Raw genomic sequence first — 17,001 nt, 5'->3', positions numbered from 1 at the left:
CCACGGCCAGATCAGTTGTGCCGCCACTGCCAGGAGTGCAGCCGATCCGTCTCCTCAAAGCCCAGGTCGCGGTTAATGGCCAGCATCCAGTGGTTGTCCACCGCGTTCCACGTGTGGATCCTGCTCACACCGGGATAATGGCGCTGGAGCAGCCGCACATTCTCCAGTTTGACGGCCCGGCCAAGCCCATGGCCGCGATCTTCCTTTCGCACCAAAGTGCCGTCCTGGTAAGCGAATTCCCTGCCTGCCAGCGATGTCTCCATCGTGGTGTACGCGACGGCCTCCCCCGTTGCCTTGCTCAACGCCACGGCGGTGAAGACGGCGAAGCCCCCGGCCGCGATCTTCGCCTCCCACGCCTTGATGCGGTCGACGTCCCACACCTCAGGCTCGATGTCGGCTTCTCCGATCGGGGCATCAGTGCTCATGCGCTCCCGCAGGCGGCACATCGGTTCCAAAAGGTTCTGAGGCGTGGCGCCTTCGAAGCTCACTAGCTCGTAGTCGCTGCTGGTGGTGGGCTCGGCGGCATTGGCCAGCACCAACGTACTGATGATTTCTTCGTGCACCCGGCTAAATCCGTGGCTCTCCAGCCAGTTGTTCGTGCCCGTGAGCCCCTGCAGCGCCACACAGTTCACGGTCGTGCGGGCCATGTCTGTCCGGAGCTTATCGACGCCGCGCCACAGCGCGTCCAGCACATCCGCATCGTCCGGCGCCGCCCGCATCTGCAGTTCCATCAGGTGCTGGTTGTCCAACAGGGGGAAAATCACCTTGGCCATGCCCACCGGGGTGTCGCCCCGGTAGGCGATGAAGGCGTCCCGCCTGCTCAGCCGGTCACTGTTGGTGATCGCCACCAGCTCCGGCACAGTCCACTGGAAGTCCGCGCTCCACGGGGAACCGGGATCCGCGCGCTCCCACACCTGAAGTCCATCGGCGGCGGCTTGAGCAGTGAGCTGTCCATGGTGGACCACGGTGATGGCTGACATGGTGTCAGCTTAGTGGGCCTTTTAATAGGCGACAGAGAACCGCTCGCGGCGGTGGGCAGGCTTCTCGATCTCATCGACAATCGCCTGGGCGAAGTCAGCTCCGGAAATCTCACTGTTGCCCTCATCGTCGACTATGAGGACGTCGCCGCCGATGCGGAACGTGCCGGTGTGCTCGCCCGGATTGTAGGCACCGAAGTTGGCAGCAGGGCTGACATAGAACCAATCGAGCGCCTCGTCGGAAGCGCGCAGGTCGTCGAGGATGCCGGCCATTTCAAGTGCCTCGGGCTTGTACTCTTCCGGGAAGTCTTCACCGGAGGCGAGGGTCGGCCCATTCGGGGAAGCGAGCAGGGAGCCTGCACCTCCAACCATTCCCAAGCGGGTGCCGCTCGCTTGCGCAACATCTGCCAGATCCTTGGCAACCCCAGCCATCTTCCCCTCCAGCGCGCCGCGCGGCGAGAGGGCTCCAACAATCACGTCTGCGCCTTCTAGGGCAGCTGCGAGGGCTGCTGAGTCCAGGACGTCAACCTCTACATAGGTGACGCCGCGTGTCTTGTCGGCGGGTGCCTTGCGCGATATCGCCGTGACCTCATGCCCGCGCTGCGCAGCTTCCCGAACGATGTTTCCCCCGGCGTAGCCAGTTCCGCCGACGACAGTGATTCGAGCCATGTTCCTACTCCTTCATGTTCATGGGGTTTCCTTCCGAAACCCTCGTCACTTACCATAAGTAACCAACAACGCGATAGCTAGTAGGTACCAAAAAGTGCGTATGAAACTCTTTCGTGCCCGAGAGGAAGCCACACCATGACCACCGAAGACTGGAACCCCTATGAACGCGACTGCCCCACCCGTCGCCTGCTCGACCAGATCGGAGACACCTGGACCGTTCTCGTCGTGGGCGCCCTGTCCGACGGCCCACTGCGCTTCGGCGAGCTGACCAGGCGCATTGAGGGCATCTCCCAGAAAATGCTCACCCAAACACTTCGAGCCCTCGAACGCGATGGCCTGGTCAAGCGCACGCAGTATCCGGAAATCCCGCCGCGCGTCGAATACGAGCTCACCCCCGAGGGGCATTCGCTGCGCGAGCCCCTCAAAATCCTCGAGGACTGGGCCAACGCACACATGTCCAGCATCATCACATCCAGGAAGCTTTACGACGCCCCCGCCTAGCTCCCCGGCCCCACACCTCACACGTGGATACGCCCGTACAATGCCCCGTCATAGGAATGTGGGAGGATTCACGAGCCGCAGCAAACACTTCCAGCTCGGCACGTCTGACCCCTTGCTGACACCGAAAGAATAAAAATTCTACCTGCGGATAGTCCCGTTGGGCGACTATAAGCTCCCGTGCGATCAAATTTTTGAGCTTCTCCGGAGAATCCTGAGAAGTGATTCAATGATGGTGACATGTCCACAATGAGGGTCTAGCGTTAGCTCGTACCTCAAATCACCAAGGAGATCACCATGACGGACAACAGTTCCGGCAAGACCAAAAAGATCATCGCCATCGCGGCGGCAGTAGTGGCCGTCATCATTGCTGCGGCATTGATCATTCCTCGCATCTATGCGGCAAATGAATCCAGCGACGTCGCTGCTCCCAGCCTGAGCACCAGCAGCTCGGCCGAGGCCACCACCGCTACTGTCACAGATATCAACGGGGCATGGACCGTCAGTGCCGGTTCCTATGCGGGATACCGAGTCAACGAAGTCCTCAACGGCGCCGACGTCACCGTCGTCGGCCGCACCGACACCGTCACTGGCGACGCCGCCGTAGACAATGACACCCTCAACTCCGGCAGCATCACCGTCGACCTGGCCAGCGTGACCACCGACTCAGATCGCCGAGACAACTACTTCCGCACCCAAGCCATCGACACCGCCGTCAACCCGAGCGCGGTTTTCACCATCACTGAGCCCGCCTCCCTCGAAGGCTTGGGTAGCGACCCGATCGATGTCACGGTCCAGGGCGACTTGACCATCAACGGAATCACTAAGCCGGCCTCCGCCACGCTCCAAGTAGCCGTAGTCAACGGTGAGATCAACGCAGCAGGCAGTGTTCCCATCACCTGGTCCGACTTCGGTGTCGAAGCACCGAACCTGGGATTCGTCGCGGTTGAAGATGCGGGGACCTTGGAGTTCCTTGTCGTCCTGGCGAAGTAGATTTTCCCGACATTTCAGCAGCTAGAGTGGTTGACATGAAAGATCTGCCGATCGCACCAGGTCCCGGGGTTCCCGAGGGCCTGGTCATTCCAGCGGCGGATCTCAATGAGCGTTTCGCCCGGTCTTCGGGTCCTGGTGGCCAGGGTGTCAACACCACCGACAGCAAGGTTCAACTATCGATCGATCTCGCCACCAACAGCTTCTTGACCGATGCTCAACGCCGACGGGCCTTGCGCAATCTCGAAAATCGGACCAGCGGAACCGTACTTACCGTCTCCGTCACCACGCAGCGGTCTCAGATCCGCAACCGGGCGGAAGCCCGGGAGCGGATGGCCGCGTTATTGCGCCAGGCACTGGCACCGCAACCGCCGACCCGGCGAAGGACGAAGCCGACGCGGGGATCAGTGCGGCGTCGATTAGCAACGAAGAAGCACCGATCCGACATCAAAGCCGCGAGGCGTCGACCCACTTTCGAGTGATCCCTCTCCTGGGGAACCGCTACCAAGTCCCTCGGACTATTCGATAGATCGAACATCGTTGCCGATAGCTGCCCTATGGTCGAAGACATGGCTACTCATTATGAACTGAACTACGACTGGTCCAAGCTGGGCCCGACGCCGTGGACGGAAACGTCCCTGGTGAAGCTGCAGGCCGACTTCCACTCCTACGACCTCGGCGACCAACTGTGGCTGGCAGTCAGCCAGTGGTGGGAAGCAATGGAAAAGGACGACAGTGGTATCGCCTTCGATGGGGGCTGTTTCTTCCCTGCGCCAGTTCGAGTATCCACCGAGCACGTGACCGCGTGGGTCTGTTCGCACGGTCAGGATGCGTTTGACTCGATTGCCCACTACGCGGAGGAGCTGCGCACCGTGGCCGAGTCATCCGATGCCGACGTCGTAGCCACATGGACCGAACTCCCCCACACCTCTGATCAGGCGGACCGCTGAGCCACGATCTGCTCGACGAGGATGTCCGCGTGGCCTGCGTGTTGAGCTAGCTCGCGGATGCAGTGAGTAAGCACCCACCGGAGGGAGAGCTCGCCCATGGTCGGATGGGTACAGTGGTCATCCAGGCTCAGGTGGCTGATGACCTGGTCGGCGGCGGCAATTGCCTTCTCGTGTTCTGCGGCAAGATCTGCAAGGGTGCCGTCGGGTTCCAACATAAAGCTCTCATCGATCGTCTCGGGGACGCCCATCTCGGCGCGCGTTTTCCCGCCGAAACGGCACACAAACCACACATTCTCGACGAAGGCCGCGTGCTTGAGAAGCCCCATTGGAGTGGTCAAGGAGGGCACGAGGCGACGTCGAGCCTCCTCGTCGTTAAGCTGTAGGACGGTCTCCCGGAGCAGCCGCCGATGTTCGGTCAGGAAAGCCAGGAGTACGTCGCGTTCTTCCTCTGCGCTTGCCGATGGCTGACTTGCTTCATGTTCCCGACCGTCGTAATAGCTTTGAGTGCCTTTACCCATCTTGAGGTTCCTCTCTTGAACACCAATAGAGCCAAGGTGCGTTTTGGGTTTAGCCTGTGAGCTGACGCCAAATGGATGGCGACGTGCACTCGTTGAAGTTGGACTCTTGAAAGCCTCAAAACTCCAGCGCTCGCCGCGCGATGGAGAGTGTCTCTGGCACAAGCCTAAACCACGCCCACTGACCACGACGCTCACGAGCAAGGAGGTCAGCCTCTACGAGGATCTTGAGATGATGGCTCACAGTGGGCTGGGTAATGCCCAGCGGCTCCGGCAATTCACAAGCGCAAATTTCTTGATCGGGCGAGCTACGAACAAGGCCGAGTATCTGCAGGCGAATTGGATCAGCGATGGCCTTGAACAACCGAGAAATGACTTCAGCATCCTCACGGGTGACCGGGGGATTTCCCCCGGGGGCGCAGCACCGGTCCAGAGCTAGCTCAAGTGAATCCTGTGCGTGTGCAGCTGTCGTCATGCACTCATATTGACACATATCGATGTGGATGTCATAGTTTCCATATCGACTCTTATCGATATGTTTTCGGAAGGACCGGAAGGACACTGCCGTGGGCCTAGGGCAGATCACCCTCGATGGGCGTCAACTCGACGCAGGTCGGAGCTCTACCCCAAACACACCTTCCGATTTAGCAGCAGCCACTTCGCCACCCTTCCATCGAGTGGGTTCTTGCAATCAATTTCCAATTCCTTCCACTTAAAGAAGAGAAATCTTAACGAGGTACGTCCGTGAACATCCCTTCGCAAAAATCACCAACAGTGGACGTAGTGGTCAAAATGTCGTCCCTTGATCGCTTTCTACCAGTGTGGATCGGGGCAGCAATGGGGCTCGGACTACTGCTGGGCCGAAACATCCCAGGGCTCGATACCGCCTTAGATGCTGTACAGATTCACGGTGTTTCTCTGCCGATCGCAATAGGCCTACTCGTGATGATGTATCCACCATTGGCAAAAGTCCGGTACGACAAGATCGGCACAGTGACGAGCGACCGGCGGATGATCTTCAGCTCCATTATCCTCAACTGGTTAGTGGGCCCCGCACTGATGTTCACGCTTGCATGGACGTTCCTCCCCGACTTGCCTGAGTATCAGACAGGGTTGATTATTGTCGGCCTTGCGCGGTGTATCGCCATGGTCATCATCTGGAATGACCTCGCGTGCGGCGACCGTGAAGCAGCAGCCGTCCTAGTCGCCATCAATTCAGTTTTCCAGATCATCGCATTCGCCACTCTCGGATGGTTTTACCTTTCGGTGCTGCCAGGGTGGTTGGGTCTCCAGCAAACCGTGCTCGATGTCTCTTTCCAAGAGATTGCGGTGTCCGTATTGATTTTCTTAGGGGTCCCCCTTCTCGCTGGCTACTTTTCGCGCCGAATCGGAGAGGCGACCAAGGGACGAGTTTGGTACGAAGACAGATTCCTACCTCGAATATCGCCATTTGCGCTGCTAGGACTGTTGTTTACCATCGTCATTCTCTTCGCCCTTCAAGGGGACCAGATCACCAGCAAGCCTTTCGACGTAGCCCGTATCGCAATACCCCTACTCATCTATTTTGCTGTGATGTGGGGCGGCGGGTACTTGCTAGGCAGGGCCTTGAACCTGTCCTACGAACGGACGACAACCCTCGCTTTCACTGCAGCAGGTAACAACTTCGAGCTTGCGATTGCCGTAGCCATCGCGACGTTTGGGGTTACATCTGGGCAAGCTTTGGCGGGGGTCGTCGGACCGCTAATTGAAGTTCCTGTTCTCGTCGCTCTTGTCTACGTATCACTCGCCCTTCGCGACCGATTTCCGATCAAACCCTCAAAGCGGCTGGACAGCTAAATACAGCGCAAGCTCATCAGATCTTGGCGGACAACGCGACAAGTCTTCGCGGTCGCGGCCCATTACCACTACACCCCTCATTGAAAAGGACTATCCATGCTTGAAGAATCGCCCCGCCCTTCCGTACTTTTCGTCTGCGTCCACAACGCTGGCCGCTCGCAGATGGCCCAGGCCTGGCTCAGCCACCTTGCAGGTCAAGCTGTGGAAGTTCGTTCCGCCGGTTCGGCCCCTGCCGACACTGTAAATCCCGCCGCAGTCCAAGCAATGGCTGAAGTAGGGATCGACATTAGTGCTTCCCAACCCAAGTTGCTTACCAATGAAACTGTCCAATCTTCGGACGTCGTAATCACCATGGGATGCGGAGATGCCTGCCCATACTTTCCTGGCAAACGCTTCGAAGACTGGCTCCTCGAAGATCCAGCGGGAATGGGAGTCGCGGCAGTACGTCCGATCCGTGACGAAATTCGCGATAGAGTAGTGGTCCTATTGAGGTCATTGAAAATCCCGACCATCGCTGACGGCGCTTAGAGTTCGTACCTGCACATACTGTGTGAGACCGACTTTTCCAGTGCTTTCGAATTCCTTGCTTCCGCACCGACATGTTTGTGGTTCACTTGCGGCATGTCCCTAATAGGCAAATACCGCTCCACCGGAGCCGACCCGCTCTTCGGCGATCCCCGTCGCGCCCACCGTGGGGTGGCGATGGAGGGCTACTTCTGGCGAATCACCGATCCCGATACTGGCCGCGTGGTCATCGCGCTGTGCGGCGCAAACGAGGGACCGGAAGGCTCTTGGTCGACAATTGGTCTGGCATCGTGGCCGACCGGCTTTGTTCGCACTGAGGCCCTCGATGGAGCGTGGACCGATCCCGATGGGCTGGGAGTCCGTGGCGGTTTTTCCAACGCGAGTCGCACCAGGCCGGCATTCGACGGCAACGACCGAGAATTGCACGTCAACCTGGGCGAAGACGCTCAACTCGACGTGACTTTCCACGATCTCGCCCCGTGGCCGCATCGCATGCTCGGCGGCTCCAGCATCTTCCAAACGATCCCCGCACTCAATCAGTATTGGCACCCATGGTTGCCAGGCGGACGCGCATCGGGTGTGGCGAGAATCGGCGGTGAGACCTGGGAATTCGATGGCGCCCAAGTGTACTCGGAGAAGAACTGGGGTCGCGAGGGCTTCCCCGAATCGTGGTGGTGGGGTCAGGCGCAGGGCTTCGCCGAGCCCGCCGCGTCGGTGGCCTTCGCCGGAGGTGTGGTCACCTCGGGCCCCCTCACGGTCGAGGTGACAGCACTGGTGGTCATGCTTCCCGACGGCCGCGTCATCCGACTCGGCGATCCCGCCATCAGTCCGGTCGCCACGACAACATCCGACGAGGAATGGCATCTGTCGGGTCGCGGTTTCGGGTGGCGCATCGAGGTGTCGGCCTCAGCACCCTTGGACCAGGCCTTCGTGTTGCCGGTTCCGCTGCCCAGTGAGCATCGGAATACCCCGGGCGACTTGGAACATCTCGGCGGCGATCTCACTGTGACTGTTTCTAGGTTCGGCAAGCATGTGTGGACGGGCACGACCGAGCTCGCTGCCCTTGAGCATGGCGGCTTGGATCGGGCCCGCGCGGAATTGCGACGTCGTGGGCTTGACGAGGGTTTGACGCACGCGCCACCGCAATGTTGACACCGTTAACTTAGCTCGCTACCCTCCCATGTATGCACCGTTTACATACTACGTCCCCCGTCTTCGAACCCCTCACCCTCGCCAACGGCGCGACGCTGCCCAACCGCATCGCCAAAGCCGCAATGGAGGAGAACATGGCCGCCCCGGGCCAGCTGCCCGGCGAAGAGCTGACCACCTTGTACCGACGCTGGAGCAAGGGCGGCACGGGCCTGCTCATCACCGGAAACGTCATGGTCCACGATGCCGCGTTGACTGGACCGGCCGGGATCGTGCTCGACGGCGACCAGCCGCTCGAACCCTTCCGCCGTTGGGCAGAGGCTGCCAAGTCCGGCGGCGCGCGGGTGTGGATGCAGATCAACCATCCCGGGCGCCAGGTCATGGCGGACATGCCGGGCGTGGCGTGGGCACCCTCGGCACGGCGCGTGGACGTCGGCAAGCAAAGTCGACGTTTCGCCGTGCCGACCGAAATGACCGCCGCCCAGATCCGGGAGACCATCGACCGCTTCGCCACCACGGCGTCGCTGGCCGAGCAGGCCGGCTTCGACGGCGTGGAGGTCCACGCCGCCCACGGGTACCTGTTGTCCCAATTCCTGTCGCCGCTGAGCAACATGCGCACCGACGAGTGGGGCGGCTCGCTGGACAATCGTGCCCGCTTGCTCCTCGAGATCGTGCGGGCCATCCGCGCCTCAGTTGACCCGGGATTCGCCGTCGCCGTCAAGCTCAATTCCGCTGATTTCCAGCGCGGAGGCTTCGACGCAGATGATGCCCGGCGCGTCATCGACATGCTGGCGCCGCTGGGAGTTGACCTCGTCGAGCTCAGCGGCGGCAGCTACGAAAGCCCCGCGATGACCGGCTCCTCCGCCGATGAGCGCACGCTCGCCCGAGAGGCCTATTTCCTCGAGCTGGCCACGGAGCTGGCGGCGACGAGCCCCCTTCCTCTCATCCTCACGGGAGGTATCACGCGTTTGGCGGTCGCGGAGCAAGTCCTCGCCGAGGGCGTCGCGGTCGTCGGCATGGGCTCGGCGCTGGCCGTCGACCCGGGCCTGCCGAAGAAGTGGCAGCACGACGCTGAGGCAAAGGTGACGCTGGCCCCGATTAATGCCAAGGACAAGGCCATCGCCTCGGCCATGTCGATGGCCCGCATCCGCACCCAGCTGCGACGGGTGGGTGCCGGCAAGCCCACGCGCCCCGACGCCAATCCTTTGCTGATGTTCGCCGCCGATCAGGTACGGCAGAAACTGGCGCTGCGCCGCTACCGCCGTTGGCTTGCCGCGCGCCCCTGAACCCGCTCCCATGCACGGCTACCATGAATGCAATCAACTCAGCGGCACCCCCTCGGGCGCGGAAAGTGCAGATGGATATGGCGACGGAACCCAAGTCCGCGTATCACCACGGTGACCTGCGGGCGGCGCTGTTGGGCCACGCCGCAGACATGCTCGAGTCCGGGGAAAACTTCTCCATGCGGGCGCTGGCCAAGCGGGCCGGCGTGTCCAACGCCGCACCCTACCGGCACTTCGATGACCGGGAGGCCCTCGAATCGGCCGTCGCCCTCGAGGGTTTCCAGGACCTTCGGGCGCAGCTGGCTTCATTGCCCACTCCCCCATCCGATCCGACTGATCTCGCGGAGTTCGGCGTCATCTACGTCCGATTCGCCCTCGCCCATCCGGCCCGCTTCAAGCTCATGTTCGGCCGCGAGTGCGACGATCGCGATGACGAACGGGTCCGCGCTGCGGGAGCCCTCAATGATCTCCTGACCAGCGCAGTCGCCGCCGACTTCCCCGACTCGGATGCGCCCGCCCTGGCCACTGCGGCGTGGGCGCTGGCCCACGGGCTGGCGTTTCTCCATCTTGATGGGAAACTCGACAACCACGACCCCACGACTATCGACGCCCGCGTCCGCACATCGTTCGCCGCCATCCTCACCTAGGAGCACACCATGACCAAGCGCATCCTCCACGTAGTCACCAACGTCGACCACTACGAATCCGACCCGTCCCATCCCACCGGCCTGTGGCTCTCCGAACTCACCCACGCCTGGGACGAGTTCGAGGCCCAAGGCTTCGAGCAAACCATCGTCAGCCCGGTCGGCGGCCATTCCCCGCTCGAGCCGCGGTCGCTGAAATTCCCCACCTACGACAAATCCGCGAAGGCGTGGCACGAGGATCCCGCGCGCATGGCGCTTCTCGACGACACCCGTTCCCCAGACCAACTCCAATCCTCCGACTTCGACGCCATCTTCTTCACCGGTGGCCACGCCGTCATGTACGACTTCCCCGACTCCGACGGCCTCCAACGCCTCACCCGCGAGATCTTCGAAGCCGGGGGCGTCGTCGGTGCCGTGTGCCACGGCTATTGCGGACTGCTGAACACCAAGCTTTCCGACGGCCGCCTACTCGTCGATGGCCGCCGCCTGACAGGTTTCTCCTGGCGGGAAGAGGTACTCGCGGGCGTCACAAAGCTTGTACCGTACGACGTGGAAGCCGACATGAAGGAGCGCGGCGCCGACTACCACAAAACCCTCGTTCCCTTTGCCCCTTATGCCATCGCAGATGGCAACCTTGTCACCGGGCAGAACCCCGGTTCGGCGAAGAAGACTGCAGAGAAGATCGTAGAGGTGCTCAAGGGGTAGCGCGCCGCAATGAGAACTATGAGCTACACCGAGTCACGTGCCAACTACGCACAGGTTCTGGACGATGTGACCAATGATCGCGAAGCAATCGTCATTACTCGAGCCGGACACGACCCTGTCGTCATGGTCTCGCTCGCCGATTACGAATCCCTTCGAGAAACTGCTTACCTGCTCCGCTCCCCTGCTAACGCGCGGCGTCTTCTCGACGCCATGGAACGCCTTGAAGCCGGCCGCGGCGAACCACATGATGCCGCCTGTCTGGGATGAGCATGCGTGGGACGACTATCTCTGGTGGCAAACGCAAGACCGAAAAGTACTGAAAAGAATCAACCTGCTAGTGAAAGACATTGTCCGAAACGGCAATGAGGGTATTGGCAAACCGGAGCCGCTGAAGCACGACTTCGCCGGCTACTGGTCTCGCCGCATCACCGACGAGCACCGGCTCGTCTACAAACTCACCGCAACAGAGCTTCTCATTGCCGCCTTCCGCTATCACTACTGACGTGCGTCAGGCTTTAAGCACGTACCTCAAGATCTCCACGACCTGATCGGGCGTCGTGCACCACGCCTGGGCTGCGGCATCGACTTCCTTGAGCGGATGAACAATGTCCTCAACATGCAGCGTCACATAGGGCTTACCTAGAGCCGCACAATAGCCCGCGTCAAAAGCAGCGTTCCACTGCTTATACTCCTCACCAAAGCGGACGACGACCATATCGGCCTGCTCGATGAGCGTCCGAGTACGAATGGAATTGACCTTGGCGGACTGATGATCGCGCCAGAAGCCGCTGGCAGCATGAGCAAGGTGATCACCCGCGGCATCACTGGCCGGATGATCAGTCACCGGAGCCGTAAAGACGACATCGAGTCCCGCAGCGGTGGCCCCGCGCTGGATCTGCTCGCGCCAATCGGTGTGGATCTCGCCAGAAAGATAAACAGTGAAACTCATGGGTGATTCCTCCTTATGTGGCCTTCTATGGCGCAGGCTACCTCACCTCGTCCACCGGTGGCCGCCAGACGAGCACCGCGACAGTGACCGCCAAGATCACCGCAGTCAGCGCGAACGGGACGGGAATGAGTGGGTCGACGAGTACTAGGATGCCCGCCAACGGCACGACAGTATTGACGATCCGGTCGGCGTGAGACCTTATCGCCAGCACCCAAATGCCGAGGATAAACACGGCTAGCGGGATAGTAAACGCGAAAGAAGCCCACGGCTGATGCAGCTCGCTGCGCCCAGTGATGACATCGATCTCAGCCTCAATACCCGCAGAGAACGCTCCCGCCGCAGCGAAGATAAAAAAGTGCCCGTACCCATAAACCAAGGAACTACTAAACGAGCTAATAGCGTTGTGATGCGGCGGCCAGAAATAGATCCACCACAACGCGGCCGTCGCGACCAACGTGAGCACCGCCATCGCGATCAAAGGGCCAAGATCATGGTCGTCGTGGACGGCCTCGATGATGGCGTTGGCGGAGGCCAAAAGGCTCTCGCCAAGCAAGATGAGCGCGAACAGGCCGTAGCGTTCCGTGATGTGGTGCGGGTGCCAGGGCGTCGACCCAGTGTTCTCAGCGAGGATCGGCACCGCCAGCTCCGCCAAGATGAGGACTACCAGGGCGACGTAGAACAGGTCCGTTGGCAGAAGGAGCGAACCTAGCCATATCACCTGCACCACGGCAATCCCTGCGGCATAGATCTGCGTCGCTCGGCGAGTCGGCCCCGCCCACCGGGAAGCCCGCAACCACTGGGCAACCATCGCCAGACGCATGACAATGTAGGCGATGATGAGGACCGTGAAATCACGGTGCTCGAAGACGGGGCCAATGCCCGAGGCAAGCACCAAAACTCCGGCCATCTGCACGAACGTGAGAACGCGATACAACCAATCATCAGTATCAAAACTGGTGGCGAACCACGTGAAATTCATCCACGCCCACCAGATCCCGAAGAACACCATCCCGTAGCTGGCGATCCCGTCCCAGACATGGCCTGCGCTAAGGGCGTGATGCAGTTGGACTGCTGCAGTACTGACCGCGACGACGAAAACGAGATCAAAAAACAGCTCCAGCGTCGACGCAGTACGACCCTCTTCACCGGGGTCGCGGGGGCGCATCGGAACGAGGCGGAAGCGGGATTGAGTTGTCATGGCAAGGCTTTCTGCGCAGGGGGACGGTCCCGCAATGATCTTAGTTGAGGCAGAAAGCTCTCCCCGTTTTCCGCGGTGCAGGTGAGTCGACGAAATGCACCGAGTTGTCGCTAGTAAAGTAGTTCACCGCTATCCGTGGCGTGCGACCGTTTGCTCGGTTCGCCTCTCTGGCCGAGGGGGTTCGCGGGGTTCGAGCTATCACACTTTGGTGAGAACCTTCACGACGCCCCGGGCAGTCCTCCCAAACTTGGACCTCATCTCCCGACGAACCTTCCAGACCCACAACCGCCTGAGTTCCCAATCTTCGCCCCTGGCAGAGTCCCCCGCTTCCTCGAGCCTCAACGCGAACAGCGCGAGCGCAGCCACCACATCGCTCGGTGTACCGGCGATTTTGTACGCCCGCTTGATCTCATCACCGGAAAGGATGAAACGCACAGCATCCGCATCCGAGTCGTAGACAAAAGCATCAGCGCCTTCGACTGCGAAGACCAGCCAGCTCGGGGGCCACCCCTCGATCGGCACATTCTTCCGGAAGTTCCACCCAAAGGCATCCTGTTCCTTCCAGAGATCCGCCAGTCGAGGGACGAGAATGTCGTTGCCCCCACAGTCGAAGCTGACACCCCGAGGCTTTCGGCCGTCCTCTCCGAGAGGACCCATCTCCTGATAGAACTCAATGAGTGCCGGGGGCAGTGGCATTGGCCCCTGCCAGTCAGAGGCGGGCTGAGGCGCGCAGACGCCGAAGTGCTTGAGAAAATCTAGTCCATTGGTCATGGAAATAAAGTACGGGATCCTTCTCGATGCCGCAGCTGAAGGCACGAAAGTTCTCTCATTGATCAGCCAATGTAGCCAGCGGCGATTGCCCCCGCGAGGTGGAAGCTACATTTGGCAGGAGGCACGGAGCTAGAGCTGGAGCTGGAGCCGATTGGTCTGGTGAGGATGACTATGACTCCGTGTACACCGCCATGACATCCCGGCCGGTGGCCCCGAACTTCTCCTCCATTTCCGTGCGGACCTTTTCGACCCACGAAGGGAGGAGATCGAAATCCTCAGTGAACTTTGAGTCGCCGGCTTCCTCATCACGCAGCGAGAACAGCGCGACTGCACCTGTCACTTCAATGGGCGTACCGGCAATTTCTTTGGCATCCTCGAAATCTTCACCCGGGAGCAGAAAACGCACGACGTCGGCGTCCGAGTCATAGACGAATACCTCCCCCGCCTCGTCCGCGAACACCAACCAATTCTGCGGCCAGCCCTCAATCGGGACATCATCACGGAAGTTCCACCCAAAGGCGTCCTGAGCCTTCCACAGATCGGACAGGCGAGGGAAAAAGACCTCGTTGCCGCCGCCTCCATAGAACCAAATGCCGCGAGGCTTCCGGCCAGGTTTCCCCGCCGTCGTGAGGTCTTCCTCACCAAACGGACCGACCTGCTGGTAGAAATCGGCGAGCGCAGCTGGCAGCGGCATGGGACCTTGCCAGTCAGAAGCAGGTTGCGGCTTGCAGATGCCAAAATGACTGAGGAATTCTAGAGCAGTTTTCATGAGGAAAGTTTACAAGGTGATCCAGGGAACTTTCCACCCGACGTCTAGAACTTTTCCTCCTGGCGGCAATGCCCCGGATCGATCATCAGACGAGAGTGGCGGAGCGTCCGCTGCGACGTCCATCGGTGAAGTGCTCTTGACCGATCATCTGCGGACGGTCCCCGCGGTCCACACAGACTTCAATCGTCGTCATCGCGCACGTTTCTGCCCAATAGACCCCGCACGAAGTTAACCGACGTCGCTAGCAAGCGGGTCTGCCGCCTCGACGACCTGATCCAGCACTCCGAGCTCCCGGAGCACCTGGGCGACGTTTCCCACGGCAACAGGGGTGCCTACGATGAGGTTCCATGAGTGGCGGCAATGCTCGCGTCATTGTCGGCCTTGTCGAACACGCCGCCTAGCGCTACCGACACGGCAATTGCGATTATCCCGCCCGCAGCGGGCACAACCCATACCCACCACTGGAGGTTCCCCATGACTGCGAGCGCCCCATACAGGGAGATGATGTTGTTTACCGCGTGCGCCGCGACGGCGCCTGTCAAAGAACTTGTGGTCAGATAGGCAAGAGTGAAGAAAGCCGCGAGCACAAACAAAAGAAAGATGTCTGCGGCTCCTCCCCCGTGCACGCTCACAAAGGCGACGCCGCTGAGAAGGAATGCCAGGAGCGTCGATACCCGTACCCGGGTAGACCCAACAGCTGCTCCCTTTGAAAATCCATCACGGAGTGGCCGAAAAATCCCCGCACGAAAGTACAGTTCCTCACACACTGGAGCTATTAGCGCGACGCTGGCTAGAAAAGTCACGGTCGCAGACACGCTCGTTCCGACACCGCCCTCACGGAGCACACTGACCGTTCCGCCATTTCCGAGGTTGAACAGGCGCTGCAAGAGGCTCACAGTGAGCCAGCAGGCCAGCCCGTAGCCGGTCCCGATCAGGAGAGTGCGGCCAAGCTGCCGGCCACCCAAACCAATCCATCCGAGGGGACGCGAGAGCTTTCGACCGAACACTAAGAGCACAATCGGGAGCGCGAGGGCATAGCCCACCATCTGTCCCTGAGAGCTGATCCATTCCCAGCCGATTAGCAGCCCTCCGTAGGAGAGCGCGCTCGTCACCACGATGGCGATGACATAAACAACGATGGCCCACCACCAGCGCATGGGCGATATAGCAAGTCGGTCAAGAATCAATGCCCGCTGACGCGAGGGAGTGTTCATAGCTCTACTTTCTTCTTGCAGGTGCGATACGGCCTGATTGATGAGCTTAATGATTATCACCCCCAAGTCCTCATTGTGGACGATGGAGGTTTCGATCGTGCCTGAGGACTGGAGTGTGAGAAGGTGGCGACATCGAAGCTGAACCATCCGGTACCTGTGGCCAAAGATCGGGACACATCGACCTTCACTTGGGACTTTAGCGTGGCCCCACACTTATGAGTTGCCGATCGAAGGCGGGACGAGGGGCGATGTGCGACAACTCTCCTCCACTACAAATCCCTCAGTTGCCTGCGAACTCAAGCTGCAATGCCAAGCTAAGACCTATCGGTCGGACCAAACAACGGCTGCGAGAGTATCGTGAATGAGCTGAGCTGGGTCGCAGCTCAAAGGTCGACTGCGTCAGCAAGTGCCGACGCCAAGACCTGCCACTTAAGCAGCTGAACGGGCAATACGTCGATATCGTCCCGGCCAAACAGCAATCGGGTCTCCTCCATAAGTCCAGACGCTCGCATCAGGAGATTTCCATCAGCAGGATCCATTTCGACCAGAATGTCTATATCGGACTCTGGTGTACAGCTACCGCGAGCAACGGATCCAAATATCCTTGGCCGAGCTGCGCCGTACCGCTCTAGAAGCCTCTGAAACTCACCACGATGCTCGTCTAGCAGCTCGCACAGGGAAAGCGCTTCAGGTGCCGTGGGACCATCAATCATAGAAGAATCCACCCAGCCTTCTGCTCGTCCGACATGCGATTTCAGTAACTAAAGCCACCTTAGGCGATCTCGGTCGACTATCTGCTTCAGCAGTCGACGTACTAATAGTCCCTCCATCGATATGCCTCACGGCGGGCCCGACTTTGAGCACGAGGACAATCCGCTCATCATCCTCGATCTCATCGACGATTCGATTGTCTCTGCCCTCCCCCTTTAGCTGAATCCACCCAGAAGATCGCGGGTCGCTTGCAATCAACTATATTGCGCCGCTCAAGCGACGTGCCGTCGACTTGTCGAACCTTCGAATCGCCTTCGCCACAGATGGGAAATGGCTAACGGCACGGGGACGGTTCAGAGGTCCAGCTCGCGCATGAGATCCTCGTGGCCGACTCGCCCCTCCTCACTTCGCGCCGCGAAAGCAGCGCGAATATCGGCCTGGTCCTCCAGAGCTCGCAACGCGCGATCGTAAAATTCCGGTGAGACCAGTACCGCGCGTGGGATGGCTCCACGTGAGGTGATTTCGACAGGCTCGCGCTGTACTGCAGCGATATAGGCGCTCTGCTGGCTGCGGAACTGGGACAACGTCACGGAGATCATGCAACAATGGCACAACTTATACATGTTGTACTGGAGTCCCTCAACGGCT

At 60.2% G+C, this 17,001-nt stretch carries 23 protein-coding genes; 12 read left to right on the top strand and 11 right to left on the bottom strand.

All coding sequences use genetic code 11. From position 1 onward, the window contains the following. Positions 1 to 11 precede the first annotated feature (11 nt). Positions 12 to 980, bottom strand: coding sequence for a GNAT family N-acetyltransferase (locus CATRI_RS04460; RefSeq protein ID WP_290220135.1), 969 nt, complete (start codon positions 978 to 980; stop codon positions 12 to 14). A gap of 21 nt (positions 981 to 1,001) precedes the next feature. Beyond that, positions 1,002 to 1,646: an NAD(P)-dependent oxidoreductase gene (locus CATRI_RS04455; protein WP_290220133.1), complete on the bottom strand. Its 645-nt coding sequence runs from the start codon at positions 1,644 to 1,646 to the stop codon at positions 1,002 to 1,004. A gap of 135 nt (positions 1,647 to 1,781) precedes the next feature. Here CATRI_RS04455 and CATRI_RS04450 point away from each other — a divergent pair, with 135 nt between their 5' ends. From CATRI_RS04450 to CATRI_RS04435, 4 genes are all read left to right on the top strand, one after another. Next, positions 1,782 to 2,147 (top strand): winged helix-turn-helix transcriptional regulator, encoded by a 366-nt coding sequence (locus tag CATRI_RS04450; RefSeq protein WP_290220131.1) that lies wholly within the window; start codon positions 1,782 to 1,784, stop codon positions 2,145 to 2,147. 294 nt (positions 2,148 to 2,441) lie between these two features. Next, entirely contained in the window at positions 2,442 to 3,137 is a 696-nt protein-coding gene (locus tag CATRI_RS04445; RefSeq protein WP_290220128.1) for a YceI family protein, read from the top strand. 35 nt (positions 3,138 to 3,172) lie between these two features. Beyond that, positions 3,173 to 3,616 (top strand): alternative ribosome rescue aminoacyl-tRNA hydrolase ArfB, encoded by a 444-nt coding sequence (arfB, locus tag CATRI_RS04440; protein ID WP_290220126.1) that lies wholly within the window; start codon positions 3,173 to 3,175, stop codon positions 3,614 to 3,616. An 87-nt stretch (positions 3,617 to 3,703) separates the two neighbouring features. Further along, positions 3,704 to 4,084: a hypothetical protein gene (locus CATRI_RS04435; protein ID WP_290220124.1), complete on the top strand. Its 381-nt coding sequence runs from the start codon at positions 3,704 to 3,706 to the stop codon at positions 4,082 to 4,084. Here the strand turns inward: CATRI_RS04435 and CATRI_RS04430 are convergent. Together CATRI_RS04430 and CATRI_RS04425 are read right to left on the bottom strand one after the other, a co-directional pair. Further along, the gene (locus CATRI_RS04430; RefSeq protein WP_290220122.1) at positions 4,069 to 4,602 is read right to left on the bottom strand and encodes a DinB family protein; all 534 of its coding nucleotides are present in this window, start codon (positions 4,600 to 4,602) and stop codon (positions 4,069 to 4,071) included. The genes CATRI_RS04435 and CATRI_RS04430 overlap by 16 nt on opposite strands. 115 nt (positions 4,603 to 4,717) lie before the next feature. Continuing rightward, positions 4,718 to 5,074: an ArsR/SmtB family transcription factor gene (locus CATRI_RS04425; RefSeq protein WP_290220120.1), complete on the bottom strand. Its 357-nt coding sequence runs from the start codon at positions 5,072 to 5,074 to the stop codon at positions 4,718 to 4,720. Between the two features lie 317 nt (positions 5,075 to 5,391). On the opposite strand from CATRI_RS04425, the gene arsB reads away from it, so the two are divergent. From arsB to CATRI_RS04385, 8 genes are all read left to right on the top strand, one after another. Then, positions 5,392 to 6,435 carry an ACR3 family arsenite efflux transporter gene (gene arsB / locus CATRI_RS04420; RefSeq protein WP_290220955.1) on the top strand — a complete coding sequence of 348 codons (1,044 nt, stop codon included), beginning with the start codon at positions 5,392 to 5,394 and terminating at the stop codon, positions 6,433 to 6,435. Between the two features lie 96 nt (positions 6,436 to 6,531). Then, positions 6,532 to 6,963: an arsenate reductase ArsC gene (locus CATRI_RS04415; protein WP_290220118.1), complete on the top strand. Its 432-nt coding sequence runs from the start codon at positions 6,532 to 6,534 to the stop codon at positions 6,961 to 6,963. Positions 6,964 to 7,056: 93 nt separating this feature from the next. Further along, positions 7,057 to 8,112 (top strand): tocopherol cyclase family protein, encoded by a 1,056-nt coding sequence (locus CATRI_RS04410; RefSeq protein WP_290220116.1) that lies wholly within the window; start codon positions 7,057 to 7,059, stop codon positions 8,110 to 8,112. Positions 8,113 to 8,144: 32 nt separating this feature from the next. Beyond that, complete coding sequence (locus CATRI_RS04405; RefSeq protein ID WP_290220114.1) at positions 8,145 to 9,395, top strand: NADH:flavin oxidoreductase/NADH oxidase family protein; 1,251 nt, start codon at positions 8,145 to 8,147, stop codon at positions 9,393 to 9,395. Between the two features lie 23 nt (positions 9,396 to 9,418). Beyond that, entirely contained in the window at positions 9,419 to 10,039 is a 621-nt protein-coding gene (locus CATRI_RS04400) for a TetR/AcrR family transcriptional regulator (protein WP_353959736.1), read from the top strand. Positions 10,040 to 10,048: 9 nt separating this feature from the next. Then, a complete protein-coding gene (locus CATRI_RS04395) occupies positions 10,049 to 10,741 on the top strand; it encodes a type 1 glutamine amidotransferase domain-containing protein (RefSeq protein WP_290220112.1) in 693 nt (230 codons plus the stop codon). A gap of 9 nt (positions 10,742 to 10,750) precedes the next feature. Next, the gene (locus CATRI_RS04390; protein WP_290220110.1) at positions 10,751 to 11,008 is read left to right on the top strand and encodes a type II toxin-antitoxin system Phd/YefM family antitoxin; all 258 of its coding nucleotides are present in this window, start codon (positions 10,751 to 10,753) and stop codon (positions 11,006 to 11,008) included. Next, on the top strand, positions 10,989 to 11,243 hold the full coding sequence (locus CATRI_RS04385; RefSeq protein ID WP_290220951.1) for a Txe/YoeB family addiction module toxin: 255 nt from the start codon (positions 10,989 to 10,991) through the stop codon (positions 11,241 to 11,243). Before CATRI_RS04390 ends, CATRI_RS04385 begins: the two co-directional genes overlap by 20 nt. A gap of 6 nt (positions 11,244 to 11,249) precedes the next feature. Here the strand turns inward: CATRI_RS04385 and CATRI_RS04380 are convergent, their stop codons facing one another. The 7 genes from CATRI_RS04380 to CATRI_RS04350 all read right to left on the bottom strand — a co-directional run bounded on the left by CATRI_RS04380 (position 11,250) and on the right by CATRI_RS04350 (position 16,976). Further along, positions 11,250 to 11,690, bottom strand: coding sequence for a YtoQ family protein (locus tag CATRI_RS04380; protein WP_290220108.1), 441 nt, complete (start codon positions 11,688 to 11,690; stop codon positions 11,250 to 11,252). A gap of 37 nt (positions 11,691 to 11,727) precedes the next feature. Next, positions 11,728 to 12,888, bottom strand: coding sequence for a low temperature requirement protein A (locus tag CATRI_RS04375; RefSeq protein ID WP_236686140.1), 1,161 nt, complete (start codon positions 12,886 to 12,888; stop codon positions 11,728 to 11,730). Positions 12,889 to 13,086: 198 nt separating this feature from the next. Next, positions 13,087 to 13,659 (bottom strand): hypothetical protein, encoded by a 573-nt coding sequence (locus CATRI_RS04370; protein ID WP_052844299.1) that lies wholly within the window; start codon positions 13,657 to 13,659, stop codon positions 13,087 to 13,089. Between the two features lie 169 nt (positions 13,660 to 13,828). After that, positions 13,829 to 14,428: a hypothetical protein gene (locus CATRI_RS04365; RefSeq protein WP_290220103.1), complete on the bottom strand. Its 600-nt coding sequence runs from the start codon at positions 14,426 to 14,428 to the stop codon at positions 13,829 to 13,831. A 332-nt stretch (positions 14,429 to 14,760) separates the two neighbouring features. Then, a complete protein-coding gene (locus tag CATRI_RS04360; RefSeq protein WP_290220101.1) occupies positions 14,761 to 15,642 on the bottom strand; it encodes a CPBP family intramembrane glutamic endopeptidase in 882 nt (293 codons plus the stop codon). Between the two features lie 383 nt (positions 15,643 to 16,025). After that, complete coding sequence (locus CATRI_RS04355; RefSeq protein WP_290220099.1) at positions 16,026 to 16,355, bottom strand: nucleotidyltransferase family protein; 330 nt, start codon at positions 16,353 to 16,355, stop codon at positions 16,026 to 16,028. A gap of 351 nt (positions 16,356 to 16,706) precedes the next feature. Further along, on the bottom strand, positions 16,707 to 16,976 hold the full coding sequence (locus CATRI_RS04350) for a type II toxin-antitoxin system Phd/YefM family antitoxin (protein ID WP_290220098.1): 270 nt from the start codon (positions 16,974 to 16,976) through the stop codon (positions 16,707 to 16,709). Positions 16,977 to 17,001 lie beyond the last annotated feature (25 nt).

Origin of the sequence: Corynebacterium atrinae, from assembly GCF_030408455.1 — a bacterium.
GTDB lineage: Bacteria > Actinomycetota > Actinomycetes > Mycobacteriales > Mycobacteriaceae > Corynebacterium > Corynebacterium atrinae.
Note: the sequence above shows the minus strand (reverse complement) of the source record. Positions and strands in the feature narration are given on the sequence as shown.